The 15,522-nt window shown below is 73.5% G+C and carries 13 protein-coding genes; 8 read left to right on the top strand and 5 right to left on the bottom strand.

The genetic code is table 11. The features are described 5' to 3' along the window. Positions 1 to 3: 3 nt before the first annotated feature. Positions 4 to 1,026 (bottom strand): adenosine deaminase, encoded by a 1,023-nt coding sequence (locus ABD361_RS16030; RefSeq protein ID WP_344435955.1) that lies wholly within the window; start codon positions 1,024 to 1,026, stop codon positions 4 to 6. Between the two features lie 116 nt (positions 1,027 to 1,142). Between ABD361_RS16030 and ABD361_RS16035 the strand changes: the two genes are divergently transcribed. Beyond that, the gene (locus ABD361_RS16035) at positions 1,143 to 1,904 is read left to right on the top strand and encodes a DUF4190 domain-containing protein (protein WP_344435956.1); all 762 of its coding nucleotides are present in this window, start codon (positions 1,143 to 1,145) and stop codon (positions 1,902 to 1,904) included. Here the strand turns inward: ABD361_RS16035 and ybiA are convergent. After that, positions 1,853 to 2,488 carry a riboflavin biosynthesis intermediates N-glycosidase gene (gene ybiA, locus ABD361_RS16040; protein WP_344435957.1) on the bottom strand — a complete coding sequence of 212 codons (636 nt, stop codon included), beginning with the start codon at positions 2,486 to 2,488 and terminating at the stop codon, positions 1,853 to 1,855. The genes ABD361_RS16035 and ybiA overlap by 52 nt on opposite strands. A gap of 103 nt (positions 2,489 to 2,591) precedes the next feature. Between ybiA and ABD361_RS16045 the strand changes: the two genes are divergently transcribed. The 5 genes from ABD361_RS16045 to ABD361_RS16065 all read left to right on the top strand — a co-directional run bounded on the left by ABD361_RS16045 (position 2,592) and on the right by ABD361_RS16065 (position 7,626). Further along, positions 2,592 to 3,041: a DUF4190 domain-containing protein gene (locus ABD361_RS16045; protein WP_344435958.1), complete on the top strand. Its 450-nt coding sequence runs from the start codon at positions 2,592 to 2,594 to the stop codon at positions 3,039 to 3,041. 262 nt (positions 3,042 to 3,303) lie between these two features. Further along, positions 3,304 to 4,485, top strand: coding sequence for an ABC transporter ATP-binding protein (locus ABD361_RS16050; protein ID WP_344435959.1), 1,182 nt, complete (start codon positions 3,304 to 3,306; stop codon positions 4,483 to 4,485). Between the two features lie 2 nt (positions 4,486 to 4,487). Further along, entirely contained in the window at positions 4,488 to 5,426 is a 939-nt protein-coding gene (locus tag ABD361_RS16055) for an ABC transporter permease (protein ID WP_344436004.1), read from the top strand. After that, the gene (locus tag ABD361_RS16060) at positions 5,426 to 6,211 is read left to right on the top strand and encodes an ABC transporter permease (protein ID WP_344435960.1); all 786 of its coding nucleotides are present in this window, start codon (positions 5,426 to 5,428) and stop codon (positions 6,209 to 6,211) included. Before ABD361_RS16055 ends, ABD361_RS16060 begins: the two co-directional genes overlap by 1 nt. A 5-nt stretch (positions 6,212 to 6,216) precedes the next feature. Then, positions 6,217 to 7,626 (top strand): NAD(P)/FAD-dependent oxidoreductase, encoded by a 1,410-nt coding sequence (locus tag ABD361_RS16065; RefSeq protein ID WP_344435961.1) that lies wholly within the window; start codon positions 6,217 to 6,219, stop codon positions 7,624 to 7,626. Between the two features lie 120 nt (positions 7,627 to 7,746). Here the strand turns inward: ABD361_RS16065 and ABD361_RS16070 are convergent, their stop codons facing one another. Together ABD361_RS16070 and gabT are read right to left on the bottom strand one after the other, a co-directional pair. Next, positions 7,747 to 8,319 (bottom strand): phosphatase PAP2 family protein, encoded by a 573-nt coding sequence (locus tag ABD361_RS16070; protein ID WP_344435963.1) that lies wholly within the window; start codon positions 8,317 to 8,319, stop codon positions 7,747 to 7,749. Between the two features lie 301 nt (positions 8,320 to 8,620). Continuing rightward, on the bottom strand, positions 8,621 to 9,973 hold the full coding sequence (gene gabT / locus ABD361_RS16075) for a 4-aminobutyrate--2-oxoglutarate transaminase (RefSeq protein WP_344435964.1): 1,353 nt from the start codon (positions 9,971 to 9,973) through the stop codon (positions 8,621 to 8,623). A gap of 220 nt (positions 9,974 to 10,193) precedes the next feature. Here gabT and ABD361_RS16080 point away from each other — a divergent pair, with 220 nt between their 5' ends. Together ABD361_RS16080 and ABD361_RS16085 are read left to right on the top strand one after the other, a co-directional pair. Continuing rightward, positions 10,194 to 12,521 (top strand): ATP-binding protein, encoded by a 2,328-nt coding sequence (locus ABD361_RS16080; RefSeq protein WP_344435965.1) that lies wholly within the window; start codon positions 10,194 to 10,196, stop codon positions 12,519 to 12,521. A 58-nt stretch (positions 12,522 to 12,579) separates the two neighbouring features. Then, entirely contained in the window at positions 12,580 to 14,187 is a 1,608-nt protein-coding gene (locus ABD361_RS16085; RefSeq protein ID WP_344435966.1) for a PucR family transcriptional regulator, read from the top strand. A gap of 117 nt (positions 14,188 to 14,304) precedes the next feature. On the opposite strand, the gene ABD361_RS16090 is transcribed toward ABD361_RS16085, so the two are convergent. Further along, entirely contained in the window at positions 14,305 to 15,489 is a 1,185-nt protein-coding gene (locus ABD361_RS16090; RefSeq protein ID WP_344435967.1) for a cytochrome P450, read from the bottom strand. Positions 15,490 to 15,522: the final 33 nt, after the last annotated feature.

The following is a 15,522-nucleotide window of genomic DNA, read 5'->3' on the forward strand; positions in this document are numbered from 1 at the left end:
CCGTCAGCCCCGCCACGCGGCGGTGTACGCGTCGATCTCGGCGTGCAGGGCGGCCTTGCCCGCCGCGTCCATGAACGACGCCTCGACCGCGTTCTTCGCCAGCGCGGCGACGCCCCGGGCGTCGAGGTCCAGCAGCCGCGCGGCCACCGCGTACTCGGTGTTGAGGTCGGTGCCGAACATCGGCGGGTCGTCGCTGTTGATCGTCACCAGCACCCCGGCCGCGACCATCTCCTTGACCGGGTGCCGATCGATGTCGGTCACCGCCCGCGTGGCCAGGTTGGAGGTGGGGCAGACCTCCAGCGGGATGCGGTGCTCGGCCAGGTGCGCCAGCAGCCGCGGGTCCTGGGTGGCGCTGGTGCCGTGCCCGATGCGCTCGGCCCGCAGCTCGGTGAGGGCGTCCCAGATCGTCTGCGGCCCGGTCGTCTCGCCGGCGTGCGGCACGCTGTGCAGGCCGGCGGCGACGGCCCGGTCGAAGTACGGCTTGAACTGCGGCCGCGGCACGCCGATCTCGGGGCCGCCCAGGCCGAAGGAGACCAGGCCGTCGGGGCGCAGGTCGCAGGCGATGCGCGCGGTCTCCTCGGCGGAGGCGAGCCCGGCCTCGCCGGGGATGTCGAAGCACCAGCGCAGCACCACGCCCAGCTCGGACTCCGCGGCCTTGCGCGCGTCCTCGATGGCCTCGACGAACGCCACGTCCGGGATGCCGCGCCTGGTGGAGCTGTAGGGCGTCACCGTCAGCTCGGCGTAGCGGATGTTCTGCCGGGCCATGTCGCGGGCGACCTCGTAGGTCAGCAGCCGCACGTCCTCGGCGTCGCGGACGAGGTCGACCACCGAGAGGTAGACCTCGATGAAGTGCGCGAAGTCGCGGAAGGTGAAGAAGTCCGCGAGCGCCTCGGGGTCGGTGGGCACGGGGGAGTCGGGGTGCCGGGCGGCCAGCTCGGCGACGATGCGGGGGGAGGCCGACCCCACGTGGTGCACGTGCAGTTCGGCCTTCGGCAGCCCTGCGATGAACGAGTCGAGTCCTGACATGCGGGCCTCCATGGCTGCTGGGCTTCGGGGCGACGGCGTGCCGATCATCGTATGCGCGATGGCCGCCGGGGCATCGCCCAGGGCTTAGCATGACGGGGTATCGACTGGGGAGGACCATGTCCGACAAGGACGACGCGCAGCACGACCAGCCGGGCGGGAACCCCTGGGCCCCGCCGGAGCCCGGCCGTGTGCCGCTGGAGAAGCCGGCCGCCCGGCCGACGCCCACCGTGGTGGAGCCCGCGCCCGGCCCCGCCGCAGCGGCTCCCGCGCCCTCCGCGCCCGCAGTGCCCCCCGCCCCGGCGGCGCCCGTCGTGCCGCCCCAGCCGGCCCCGCCCGGCGACGCGGTGCCCCCGGTGCCGCCCGCCCCGACCGGGCCCGGCACCCCCAGCGCGTACCCGGGCGGCCCCTACGCCTACGCGCCCGGCGCCGGCCCCCAGGGCGCGCCGTACGGGCAGACCGCCTACGGCACCGGCGCCTACGGCTACGCCGCGCCCGGTTATCCGCAGGGCTGGCCCGCACCGCCCCCGGTGCCCAACAACGGGCTCGGCACGGCCGGCATGGTGCTCGGCATCGTCGGCACGATCCTGGCGCCCAGCGTCGTCTTCAGCGTCATCCTCGGCGTCCTCGCGGTCGTCTTCGGGGCGATAGGCCGGGGCAAGGCCCGCACCGGCGAGGCGACCAACGGCGGGCAGGCGCTGACCGGGCTCATCCTGGGCCCCGTGGCCATCGTCGCCTCGGTGCTGATGCTCCTGCTGTACATCTACTCCAACGCCACGAGCAACGACTACAACGACAACGAGGACCCGGACGACGCCACCTACGGCGCCTACATGCCGGCCCCGCCCGGCCCCGCACCGCTGGTGGCCGCCAGGCGCTGACGCGCCTCCATCAGAGCGAAGCCCAGCAGGTTCAGCCCGCACCAGCGGGCCGGGTCCTGCGCCCGCTCGTCGTCGGCGGCCAGCCCGATCCCCCAGATCCGGTCCACGGGGCTGGCCTCGACGAGCACACGGCTCCCGGTGCCCAGCAGATACGCCCCCAGCTCGGGATGCTGCGCGAACTTGTGCACGCTGCCCTCGACCACGAGCCCGTAGCGGTGGCGCACCCACTCCTGCTCGTCGAAGCCGCGCACTGAACGCCCGGCGTCCTTCGCCTCCTTGGGATGGCCCGCCGCCAGCACCCGCGCCAGCGCCTCCCGGTCGCCGAACAGCCGGGCCTTGCCGGCCATCATCCAGTGCTCGGCCGTCGCGTACTCCACGCCGTCGACGGTGAACGGGGAGGGCCACCACTGGCTGAAGCAGCCGGGCCCCGCGCCGCCGCCGCGCGGCGGCCGGTGCCCCCAGAAGAACACGTACTTCAGGCGCTCCTCGCCCGCGACGGCCGCCACGAGCTCCGCCACCGACCGCGGGCCGTCCGCCCCGCCACCGGCCGGCGCCGCCCCCGCACCCGCTTCGATCTTCGACATGCACGAAGTGTGGCATGCCGGACCGACAGCCGAATCGGGCTGCCCCGGCGGGTGATCTCCCCCTACGCTTGCCCGGCACCTTGACAGGAGGGGAATCTTCGCAATGTCGAACTACCAGAACAATCCGTACGCCGCCCAGCCGCCCTACCCGCCCCAGCAGCCGCAGCAGCCCCCGGCCGGTTACGGCTACCCCGGGCCGGCCGGGCCGGGCACCCCGCCCGCCTACCCCGCGGCCCCGCCCGTGCAGCCCTACCCGATGCCCGGCTACGGCGGCGGCATGCCGCCGCAGCCCAGCAACGGCATGGGCACCGCAGGCCTGGTGCTGGGCATCATCGGCGTCGTCTTCAGCCTGACCTTCATCTTCTGGGTCCTGGGCGTCATCCTCGGCATCCTCGCGATCATCTTCGGTGCCATCGGCCGGCACAAGGCCACCCAGGGGGAGGCCACCAACAAGGGCGCCGCCACGGCCGGACTGGTGTGCGGCATCGTCGCCACCGTCCTGCTCCCGCTGCTCGGCATGCTCTTCGCGGCCAGCCTGCTCGGCGTGAGCTGACGCCCGCCGGTGACGGGGGACGGCACCCGCCGTCGGCCGCCCCCGTCACCGAATCCGTTGCACGACCGAAAACTGTCGACGGAATCCCTTGTTGGAAGCGGAGGTCTCTGCCAGGATCGGCAAACCAATCCGGTGGAGCGGCCTGTGGGTACAGGTGCGCGGACGGCGGAGGAGTAGGCATGCGACACGGCCCGTTTCGGAACCAGGCCGCACCGTGTGTCACCCTTTCCTGTTTGCGTTCCCCGAACCCCTGGACCAGACCATGACGGCAACCGCCACCACCGGCACCAGCGGCACCGACGTGCGCCTCGCCGGCATCAGCAAGACCTACGGCGACTTCACCGCCGTGCACCCGCTCGACCTCGCCGTCCCCGCGGGCTCCTTCTTCGCCCTGCTGGGCGCCTCCGGCTGCGGCAAGACCACCACGCTGCGCATGATCGCCGGCCTGGACGAGCCCACCACCGGCACCGTCGCCCTCGGGGGACGCGACGTGACCGCACTGCCCGCCTACAAGCGGCCCGTCAACACGGTCTTCCAGAACTACGCGCTCTTCCCGCACCTGGACATCCACGAGAACGTCGCCTTCGGCCTGCGCCGCCGCGGCGTGAAGTCCGTCAAGAAGCAGGTCGCGGAGATGCTCGACCTCGTCCAGCTCGGCGACCAGGCCCGCCGCCGCCCGCACCAGCTCTCCGGCGGCCAGCAGCAGCGCGTCGCCGTCGCCCGCGCCCTGATCAACCACCCCGACGTCCTGCTCCTCGACGAGCCCCTGGGCGCCCTCGACCTCAAGCTGCGCCGTCAGATGCAGCTGGAGCTCAAGCGCATCCAGACCGAGGTCGGCATCACCTTCATCCACGTCACCCACGACCAGGAGGAGGCCATGACCATGGCCGACACTGTCGCGGTGATGAACGCCGGCCGGGTCGAGCAGCTCGGCACCCCCACCGAGCTCTACGAGATGCCGCGCACCACCTTCGTCGCCAACTTCCTCGGCACCTCCAACCTCATCACCACCGACGTCCTCGACGCCTCCGGCGACGACATCGTCCTGCGCGCCTGTGATACCAAACTCACCCTGCCCCGGGCACGATGTACAGCCGGCGCCCGGCCGGGCGAGAAACTCCTGCTCGGCATAAGGCCGGAGAAGATCACCCTCACCCACGCCGACGACGCCGCCGGTGTCCCCGCCGGCCGCAACGCCGTGCCCGGCCGCATCACCCAGGCCGGCTTCACCGGCGTCTCCACCCAGTACCTCGTCGACAGCCCCGTGGGCACCGGTCTGTCCGTCTACGAGCAGAACGTCGAGCGCGATGCCCGCCTCGCCCCCGGCGCCGAGGTCCTCCTGCACTGGAACCCTGCGCACAGCTTCGGCCTCGACGCCTCCCAGGCCGTGTCCGCCGGAACGACGGGCGAGGCGGGCACCGACGCGCGAGAGGCAGGTACGTGACGATGACGACCGCCACCGACCACCCTCCCGCACCACCCGCCGCCCCCGCCGCCGACAGCGCCCTGCACAAGGCCGTCCGCCGCAGGAAGCGCGTCCCCTACTGGCTGCTCCTGCCGGGCATCGCCTGGCTGCTCGTCTTCTTCGCCGCCCCCCTCGTCTACCAGGCCTCGACCTCCCTGCAGACCGGCTCCCTCGAAGAAGGCTTCCGCGTCACCTGGCACTTCGCCACCTACTCCGACGCCCTCGCCGAGTACTACCCGCAGTTCCTGCGCTCCGTCGCCTACGCCGCCACCGCCACCGCTCTGTGCCTGCTGCTGGGCTACCCCCTGGCGTACCTGATCGCCTTCCGCGCCGGCCGCTGGCGCAACCTGCTGATGGTGCTCGTCATCGCACCCTTCTTCACCAGCTTCCTGATCCGCACCCTCGCCTGGAAGACGATCCTCGCCGACAGCGGCCCCGTCGTGCGCACCCTGGACTCGCTGCACGTGCTGACCGTCACCAACGCGCTCGGCGTCACCGAGGGCCACCGCGTGCTCGCCACGCCGCTGGCCGTCGTGTGCGGACTGACCTACAACTTCCTGCCGTTCATGATCCTGCCGCTCTACACCTCGCTCGAACGCATCGACAGCCGCCTGCTGGAGGCCGCCGGCGACCTGTACGCCCGGCCCCTGACCACCTTCCGCAAGGTCACCCTGCCGCTGTCCATGCCGGGCGTCGTCGCCGGCACCCTGCTCACCTTCATCCCCGCCGCCGGCGACTACATCAACGCGGAACTGCTCGGCTCCGCCGACCAGAAGATGATCGGCAACGTCATCCAGTCCCAGTTCCTGCGCGTGCTGGACTACCCGACCGCGGCCGCCCTCTCCTTCATCCTCATGGCCTCCATCCTCGCCATGGTCACGCTCTACATCCGCAAGTCCGGCACGGAGGAGGTCGTCTGATGCGCTGGCTGCGCCGCAACCTGGTCGTCATCGCGGGCCTGCTCACCCTCGCGTTCCTGATCCTGCCCAACGCCGTCGTGACGGTGTTCTCCTTCAACAAGCCCAACGGCCGCTTCAACTACGAGTGGCAGCACTTCTCCACCGACGCCTGGACCCACCCCTGCGGCGTCGCCGACCTGTGCGGCTCCCTCTCGCTGAGCCTGCAGATCGCCCTGTGGGCCACCCTCGGCGCCACCGTCCTCGGCACCCTGATCGCCTTCGCCGTCGCCCGCTACCGCTTCCGCGCCCGCGGCACCGTCGGCACGCTGATCTTCCTGCCCATGGCCATGCCCGAGGTCGTCATGGCCGCCTCGCTGGCCACGCTCTTCCTCAACATGGGCGTCAGCTTCGGCTTCTGGACCATCCTCATCGCCCACATCACCTTCTGCCTCAGCTTCGTGGTGACCGCCGTCAAGGCCCGCGTGATGAGCATGGACCCCCGCCTGGAACAGGCCGCCCAGGACCTGTACGCCACCCCCCTGCAGACGTTCCTGCGCATCACCCTGCCGATCGCCGCCCCCGGCATCGTCGCCGGCGCGCTGCTGTCCTTCGCGCTGTCCTTCGACGACTTCATCATCACCAACTTCAACGCCGGATCGACCGTGACCTTCCCCATGTACGTCTGGGGATCCGCCCAAAGGGGCACGCCCGTTCAGATCAATGTCATCGGGACGGCGATGTTCGCCGTCGCCGTGCTGTGCGTCCTCGCCGGACAACTGGTCGGGAGACGCCGACAAAGGAGCTGAGAACCATGGCCACCGGCGCCATGACCCATGTGAAAGCACTCTCCGACGCGACCCCCCGCCCCTACTGGCTCGACGACCCCTCCCGCCCCGACCCCCTGCCGGCCCTCGTCGGCGACGAGCACTGCGACCTGCTCGTCGTCGGCGGCGGCTACAGCGGACTGTGGACCGCCCTGAACGCCAAGGAACGCGACCCCGGCCGGGACGTCGTCCTCATCGAGGGCCAGGAGGCCGGCTGGGCCGCCTCCGGCCGCAACGGCGGCTTCTGCGCCGCCTCCCTCACCCACGGCTGGGCCAACGGACACGCCCGCTGGCCCGCCGAACTCCCCGCCCTCGAAGACCTCGGCCGCCGCAACCTCGACGGCATCGAGGCCGCCCTCGCCCGCCACGGCATCGACTGCGACTTCGAACGCACCGGCGAGATCGACGTCGCCACCGCCCCCCACCAGGCCCACGAACTGCGCCTGGCCGCCGACGAGGCCACGAAGCTCGGCATCACCGGCCACACCTTCCTCGACCGCGACGCCGTCCGCGCCGAGATCGACTCCCCGACCTTCCTCGCCGGCCTGTGGAACCGCACCGGCGTCGCCATGCTCCACCCCGCCAAGCTCGCCTGGGGCCTCAAGCGCGCCTGCCGGAACCTGGGCGTACGCCTCTACGAGCACACCCCCGGCGCCGAGCTGTCCGTACGCCGCGCCGGCATCGCCGTGCGCACCCCCTACGGCCGCGTCTTCGCCCGCCAGGCCGCCCTCGCCACCAACGCGTTCCCCTCCCTGGTCAAGCGCCTGCGCCCGTACATCGCCCCCGTCTACGACTACGCCCTGATGACCGAGCCCCTCACCGACGGGCAGCTCGCGGACATCGGCTGGCGGCGCCGCCAGGGCCTGAGCGACAGCGCCAACCACTTCCACTACTTCCGGCTCACCGCCGACAACCGCATCCTGTGGGGCGGCTACGACATCGTCTACCGCTACGGCGGCGGCGTCCGCGCCGAGTACGACCACCACCCGCCCACCTACCAGCGCCTGGCGGAGCACTTCTTCCGCTGCTTCCCGCAACTGGAGGGGGTGCGCTTCACCCACACCTGGGGCGGGGCCATCGACACCTGCTCCCGCTTCTCCGCCTTCTTCGGCACCGCCCACCGCGGCCGCGTCGCCTACGCCCTCGGCTACACCGGCCTCGGCGTCGGCGCGTCGCGCTTCGGCGCGGACGTCATGCTCGACCTGCTGGCGGGCAGGCGCACGGAGCGCACGGAACTGGAAATGGTCCGCAGCAAGCCCCTGCCCTTCCCCCCGGAGCCGGTCCGCTCGATGGGCATCGGCATCACCCAGTGGGCGATGACCCGGGCGGACGAGAACGGCCGCAGAAACCTCTGGCTGCGCACGCTGGACCGCTTAGGGCTGGGCTTCGACAGCTAGGACGTGATCCGCGGGTGCATCGTGGCTTGTCGCGCAGTTCCCCGCGCCCCTTACGGGGCACACAGGCCTTAGCGGGAAGCGCCGTGTGGGCAGGCGTTCCGCTGGGGGCCCCTCCCAGCGTTAGCTGGGGGAGGAACGGGTGGGCACACGCCACCCACCGGCCCGCACACGGGCAACGCACATCAGCAATGCACCGGCCAGCGCCCACGCCCCGACCACGTCCAGTGGCCAGTGATACCCGCACACCACGAGCCCCACCCCAACGGCAACGTTGAGTAGGGCGACAGCCCAAAGCCACACCCGCCGGCGGCACAGGAGCAACGCCGCCGCCCCGTACGCCACCGCCGCCGTGGCCGCGTGCCCGGACGGAAAGAACTCGTGCGGCGCACCGGCCATGGCCGGCGGCCCCACCCGCCCGACCAACGCCTTGAACGGCACGACGACGGCCGGTACGGCGGCCATGGCCAGCGCGGCAGCCACGGACGAGCGCCAATGCCGTCGCGCGGCCCACAGGGCCGCCGCCACGAGCACCGGCACGGCCACCGACGCATTGCCCAGGTCGGCGAGGAAACGCGTGAGCCCCGACGGGCCGTACGCCGCCCGCCCCAGCCGCTCGTCGAGTGCCCGTAGCGGCCCGTGCGCGGCGACCTGCCAGGTCGTGGCGGCGAGGACGAGGCCGAGCAGGAGGGACACGAGCGGCGGCCCCGGAACCGGGGGGATGGTTCCGAGGCCGCCGAACCGGCCGGTGCGCCGCGCGCCCCGGGGGGTGTGGGGCGGGCGGCCGTCCGATCGGTGAGAAGCGTGCGCGAAGGCACGGCCGTGCCCGTACTGGGGAGGTACCGGCACGGCGTCGCCCGCAGTCCCCTGCGGACGGGGTGTTTCATTCATCTGCAGAAACCGTACGGCAGCTACGGCCGGTCCGATAGGCGGATCACCCGTCCACCACCCGCCCCGCACAGGTTCTTCACCGGCGCACGGCAGGCGCACAGACGGCTCACAGACGGCCGAGCGCACCCTCGATGATGTCGAGGCCCTCGTTCAGCAGGTCCTCGCCGATGACCAGCGGGGGCAGGAAGCGCAGCACGTTGCCGTAAGTGCCGCAGGTCAGCACCAGCAGGCCCTCCGCGTGGCACGCCTTGGCCAGCGTGCCGGCGGCCTCCGCGTTCGGCTCCTTGGTCGCCGGGTCCTTGACGAGCTCGATGGCGATCATGGCGCCGCGGCCGCGGATGTCGCCGATGACCGGGAACTTCTCCTGCATCGCGGCGAGGCGGGTCTTCATGACCTCCTCGATGCGCTTGGCCTTGCCGTTGAGGTCCAGCTCGCGCATGGTCTCGATGGCGCCGAGCGCACCGGCGCAGGCCACCGGGTTGCCGCCGTAGGTGCCGCCGAGGCCGCCCGCGTGGGCCGCGTCCATGATCTCCGCGCGGCCGGTGACCGCGGCCAGCGGCAGACCGCCGGCGATGCCCTTGGCGGTGGTGATCAGGTCGGGGACGATGCCCTCGTCCTCGCACGCGAACCACTGGCCGGTGCGGCAGAAGCCGGACTGGATCTCGTCGGCGACGAAGACGATGCCGTTGTCGTTGGCGAACTTCACGATCGCCGGCAGGAAGCCCTTGGCCGGCTCGATGAAGCCGCCCTCGCCCAGGACCGGCTCGATGATGATGGCGGCGACGTTCTCCGCGCCGACCTGCTTGGTGATCTGGTCGATGGCCTGGGCGGCGGCCTCCGGGCCGCAGTTCTCCGGGCCGGTGGGCCAGCGGTAGCCGTACGCCACCGGCACGCGGTAGACCTCGGGCGCGAACGGGCCGAAGCCGTGCTTGTACGGCATGTTCTTGGCGGTGAGCGCCATCGTCAGGTTCGTGCGGCCGTGGTAGCCGTGGTCGAAGACGACGACGGCCTGGCGCTTGGTGTACGCACGGGCGATCTTGACGGCGTTCTCGACGGCCTCGGCGCCCGAGTTGAACAGCGCCGACTTCTTCGCGTGGTCGCCCGGGGTCAGCTCGGCGAGCTGCTCGCAGACCTCCACGTAACCCTCGTAGGGGGTCACCATGAAACAGGTGTGGGTGAAGTCGGCCAGCTGCGCGGAGGCACGGCGCACGACGGCCTCGGCGCTGGCGCCGACCGAGGTCACGGCGATGCCGGAGCCGAAGTCGATTAGACGGTTGCCGTCGACGTCCTCGATGACCCCGCCGCCGGCCCGCGCGGTGAACACCGGCAGCACGGAGCCCACGCCGCCCGCGACAGCGGCGAGACGGCGAGCCTGGAGCTCCTGCGACTTGGGGCCGGGGATCGCGGTGACGACGCGGCGCTCCTGGGGGAGGGCGGCGCCTCCGGACAGTTCGGTCATGGAAGAGCTCCAGGGGAAAGTACGGGCTTTTGGTCGCAGGCTAGGGGTGGTGGCCGGGGCGGGGCATGTTCCGTTCGGGAGAAGTGCACGCGTCCGGTTGTCCGTATCGGACATGGTGGCCCACTAGATTGGGCCGGTCGGACAGTTCACACACGCGGGCGGGCGCGAGGGCCGGCTGGGGGCGAGGGCAACGATGGACACCGAAGGAATGACGGGCGACATGCCGGCGCCACCCGGCGGGCTGCCGCCGGGGCCCGGCCCGGCCGGGGCGCGGGGCACCCCCCCGGCCGTCCCGCCGGCCCCGCCAGGGGCCGCGCCCCCCCTCGTGCCGCTGCCCCGGCAGTCCCCGCCCGGGCCGCGGCCGGGCCCCGACCCGGCGGGCCCGGAGGCCGCGGCGTCGGGGCCGCCGCTGTACAAGCCGGCCGGTGCCGCGGGCGCGCCGCCGGTCCCCCCGTCGCCGGGCGGGCCGGCCGACGGGCCGGGGCGCCCGGCGACCGCCCCGCCGTCGCTGCCGCAGGCGGCCGACCCGTACGGCACCGTCGCCCATGCCTCGTCCTTCCTGACGTGGCTGCGGGCGCCGCGGGCGGACGCCGGGCCCGGGATCTGGGCCTTCGGGTACCGGCCCAGGCCGCCGGAGGAGCCCGATCGCATTCCGGGCCGCCAGTTGCTCAGCGGGGCCGTCATCGCGTTGCTGTGCGGCTGGCTGCTGTGGTCGCTGCTGTGGAACGGCTACCTGGGGCACTACTGGATCTGGCCGCTGTTCGCGCTGACACCCGACTCCTGGCGGCAGGGCGGCATGCTGGCCGTCTGGGTCGTCTACGCCTACTACACGCTGTGCGCCCTCGTCCTCCTCGTCGTCTTCGGGCGCCTGGGCCGCTGGGGGCAGGTGTGGCGCCGCTGGGTGACGCCGGCGCTGCGCCGGCTGTGGGACGACGGCGGGGAACCCCTGCCCGAGAGGCCGGGCACGGCGCACGACCCCGCCGAGTGGCCGCACCTGCGCGCGGCCGGAGCGCACGCCGCCGCCGACCGGCTCGCGGCCGACGCGCGCGCCGGGGTCATGAACGACGTGGACCACGCGCGCATCGAGCGCGCCTGGGAAGCGGCGCGCGCCCGGCCCGACCGGCTCGCCGCGTTCACCGACGCCGTGCTCGAACAGGGCGCCGCCGCCTGCGCCCACCCCTCCGGCGCCCGCGACCTGCCCGCGCGCACCGCCCGCCACGACCTCCTGGCCGGCCAGGTGCGCCTGGGCACCGCTGTCGACGACGAGCGCAACCCGTACCGGCACCGGGGCGCCGGCTGCGCCCTCGACGCCGGTCTGCTCGCCACCTCCCTGCTGGCCGTCGGCCCGCCCGGCTGCGGCAAGACCGAACGCCTCGTGCGGCCCGTCCTGGAATCGCTGTGCCTGCAGGCCCTCGCCGGGCGTGCCGCGGTCGTCGCCGTCGGAGCCTCCGGTGCCGCCCTGGCCCCGGACGACGCCTTCGACGTCGTCGTCCGCATCGGCCGCCCCGACTCCGCCTACGACCTCGACCTCTACGGCGGCACCGACGACCCCGACGAGGCGGCCGCCGTCCTCGCCGAAGGACTCGTCGGCGACCTGACCACCGCCCTGCCCGGCGGGGACAGCCGGCGGGCCGCCACCGCGCTCGCCCAGCTGCTGGGCCCCTTCCGGGCCGTTCACGGCCGCTTCCCGTCCGTGCCCGAGCTGCGCGAACTCCTCGACGGTTCGCCCGCCGCCCTCGGCGCCCTGCGCGAGCGCCTGGCCGCCGGCGGGCACGAGGCGCTCGGCCGCGAGCTCGACGCCCGTCAGCGCCAGGCCCACCGGCCCGGCGACCCCGCCCCCGCGCTCGCCGACCGGCTCGCCCTGCTCGACCGGCCCGCCTTCGCCGCCTTCTTCGACACCACCCGCCCCGGCCGCACCTTCTCCCTGCGCACCCTCGAACACCCGCTGCGCGTGCGCATCGACCTGCCCGAACGCGGGCACGCCGAGGCCTCGCGCGTGCTGGCCCGGCTGATCCTCGCCCAGTTCACCGAATGCGCGGCGGCCCGCGCCGACCGCTCCCTGTTCGCCTGCCTCGTCCTCGACGACGCGACGCACACGGTCACCCCCGAGTCCGTACGGGGACTGCAGCGGCTGCGCTCCGCCCGCGCCGGCGCCGTACTGACCCTGCGCACCCTCGACGACGTGCCCGAGGCGCTGCGCAGCGCGCTGCTGGGCTCGGTGGGCTGCCGCATGGCGTTCTCCGGGGTGACCACGTGGGACGGCGCCCGCTTCGCCGAGGTGTGGGGCAAGGAATGGGTCGAGACCCGCGACGTCACCGACCGCCAGGTCATCGCCCACGAACCGATCACCCGCGTCACCCACGTCGTGCGCCGCGTGATCACCGGCCGGGCCGTGACCGCCCAGTCCGTCACCGTGCGCAAGGTCGAGCGGGAACGGTGGTCCGCCTCGGAGCTCGCCCACTCGGTGCCCGCAGGCTGCGCGGTCCTCTCCGTGACCTCGGCGAAGGGGGACAGCACACCACCGGTGCTGGTCGAGCTGTCGAACTGAACCGACGACGCTCCACTGAGGCAGAATCGGTCACAGCCGTTCTTCCACCGAAGGTGTCATGCCCCTCACGCTCGCCTCACTCGTCCACCACTCCGCGCTGAAGCTCTCCGTTCTCGCGGGCCGGGACCGGCTGGACACGCCCGTGCGCTGGGCGCACGTCAGCGAGCTCGCCGACCCCGTGCCCTGGATGGACGGCGGCGAGCTGCTGCTCATCACCGCCATGAAGCTCGACGCCGAGGACCCCGAGGCCATGCGCCGCTACGTGCGGCGCCTGGTCGGCGCCGGCGTGGTCGGACTCGGCTTCGCCGTCGGCGTCAACTACGACGAAGTGCCGCGAGCCCTCGTCGAGGCCGCCGAGGCCGAGGGCCTGCCCCTGCTGGAGGTGCCGCGCCGCACCCCGTTCCTCGCCATCACCAAGGCCGTCTCGGCAGCCATCGCCGCCGACCAGTACCGCGCCGTCACCGCCGGCTTCGAGGCCCAGCGCGAACTGACCCGCGCCGCCCTCGCCCCCGAAGGCCCCGCCGCCCTCATCGCCCGCCTCGCCGCCCACCTCGGCGGCTGGGCCGCCCTCTACGACGCCTCCGGCGCCGTCGTCGCCGCCGCACCCGAATGGGCCGCACGCCGCGCGGCCCGGCTCGGCGCCGACGTCGAACGGCTGCGCGAGCGCCCTGCCCCCGCCAGCGCCGTCGTCGGCTCCGGCACCGACGACGAGGGCGGCGACCGCGTCGAACTGCAGTCCCTCGGCTCCGGACGGCGCGCCCGCGGCGTCCTCGCCGTCGGCACCGGCGCCCCGCTCGGCACCGCCGAGCGCTACGCCGTGCACTCCGCCGTCGCCCTGCTGACCCTGACCACCGAGCGCTCCCGCGCCCTGCAGGAAGCCGAGGCCCGCCTCGGCGCCGCGGTGCTGCGCATGCTCCTCGCCGGCGAACCCGACCACGCGCGGGCCGTCGCCGGCGACCTGTACGGCAACCTGCTCGACGCGCCCTTCCGCATCCTCGTCGCCGAGGCCGCGGAGGCCGCCGGGGCGGCACCCGGCGACGAGAACGGTCTCGGCGCCCTCGCCGACGCCGCGGAGACCGCCGCGGGCCGGGCGGCCGAAGCGGTGCTCGTCGTCGCCGAGGGCGCGCGCGTCACCGTCCTCGCCCCCGACGGCGGCGCGGCGGTGGGGGCGTGCGAGGCGTACGCGCGCGCCGTGGAGGAGCGGCGCAGCGCCGCCGGTGACAGCGCCCCCGCCGGGCCGGCGCTCGGGCTCTCCGGCCCGGCCGGACCCACCGGCGCGGCCGCCGCCCACCGGCAGGCCGAACAGGCCCTGTCCGTCGCCCGGCGCCGGGGGCGCGTCCTCGTCGAACACGAGGAGGTCGCCGCCGGCTCCGTCCTGCCGCTGCTCGCCGACGACGCGGTCCGCGCCTTCGCCGACGGGCTGCTGCGGGCGCTCCACGAACACGACGCGACGGGGCGCGGCGACCTCGTCGCGTCACTGCGGGCATGGCTGTCGCGCCACGGACAGTGGGACGCGGCGGCCGCGGACCTGGGGGTGCACCGGCACACGCTGCGGTACCGGATGCGGCGGGTGGAGGAGATCCTGGGACGGTCCCTGGACGACCCCGACGTCCGCATGGAGCTGTGGCTGGCGCTCCAGGCGACGAGCGGCCCTCCGGGCGGCTGAGCCGCCGGTTTGTGGGCAGTCGTTCCGCAGGGCGGAACGGGTGGGCACAAACCGGCCCACCGGGCCGCACCGCCCCCGAGGTCCGGGGCGTAGCCCCGGGAAACGGCGCCTGGTCGCTCACCAAGCGACCGGTATGCCCGCCGGCATGATCGCCATCCGGTTCGGGTGCCAGGGCACCTCCTGCGGCGGTACCGCCAGCCGGGCGCCCGGCAGGCGGTCGAGCAGGACGCGGAAGGCGATCTCCGACTGGCGGCGGACCAGGTGCGCCCCCGGGCAGTGGTGGCGGCCGTAGCCGAAGCGCAGGTGCGGGTTGGGGGAGCGGGTGGGGTCGAAGGTCTGCGGGTCGGGGAACGCGGCCGGGTCGTAGTTGGTCGCGTCCAGGGAGAGCAGGATCATGTCGCCCTGCTTCACCCGGGCCGGCCCCAGCTCGACGTCCTCCGTGACGAAGCGGGGGATCGCGTTGCCGAGGACGACGCTGCACCGCAGCAGCTCCTCCACGCACTGCGGCATCGTCTCCGGCCGGTCGCGCACCGCGCTCATGACGTCCGGGTGCTGCAGCAGGTTGAAGGCCGCGACGCCGAGGAAGCTCGCGAAGTCCTCGTAGCCGCTGACGAACAGGACGGACACGATGTTCGACAGCTGCTTGTCCGTGAGCCCCTGGTGGGCGGCGTTGAGGTCGGCGAGGCGGTCCGCGAGGCCGCGGGGTGCGCCGGGGCGGCGGCCGGTCATGTGCTCGTGCATGTACACGCGGATCTCCTCCCAGTTGCGGGCGAGTTCCTCGTGGGTGGGAGTGACCATGGTGAGGTCCAGGTCGGCCCGCACGGCGAGCCATTCGTGGTCCTCGAAGGGCAGGCCGAGGAGGCGGCACATGCACTGGGCGGCGACCCATTCGGCGAAGTGGCGCTGCAGGTCGCCGGGGGCGCCCTCCTTCACCAGCGCGTCCAGGCCCTCGTGGGTGATGCCCGCGACCCAGTCGGCGGGCAGTGCGGGCTGGTCGCGGCCGAGGGCCTTGAGCACTTCGTCGCGCAGTCCGGCCTGCTGGAGGTGGTTCATGGCGTCGAGGAGCTCGGGCGCGAGGATGGGCGCGTCCTGGGCGGGGCTGTCCGCCTCGCCGAGGACGGAGCGTGCGAAGGAGCGGTCCCGCAGCACGTGCCGGGCCAGCTCGTAGTCCGTCACCAACCAGGCTTCCTCGCCGGAGTTGGTGCCGACGCGGGCGACGGGGCAGCGGCTGCGCAGGTCGTCGAGTTCGGGGGCGAGCCGGTCGCCGTCGGTGCTGAAGGGATAGTGCGGGAGTGCGGTCATGGGGTGCGGGTCTCTTTCCTCGTGTGTCACCGT

The sequence above is a fragment of the Streptomyces luteosporeus genome (genome assembly GCF_039532865.1).
GTDB classification, from domain to species: domain Bacteria; phylum Actinomycetota; class Actinomycetes; order Streptomycetales; family Streptomycetaceae; genus Streptomyces; species Streptomyces luteosporeus.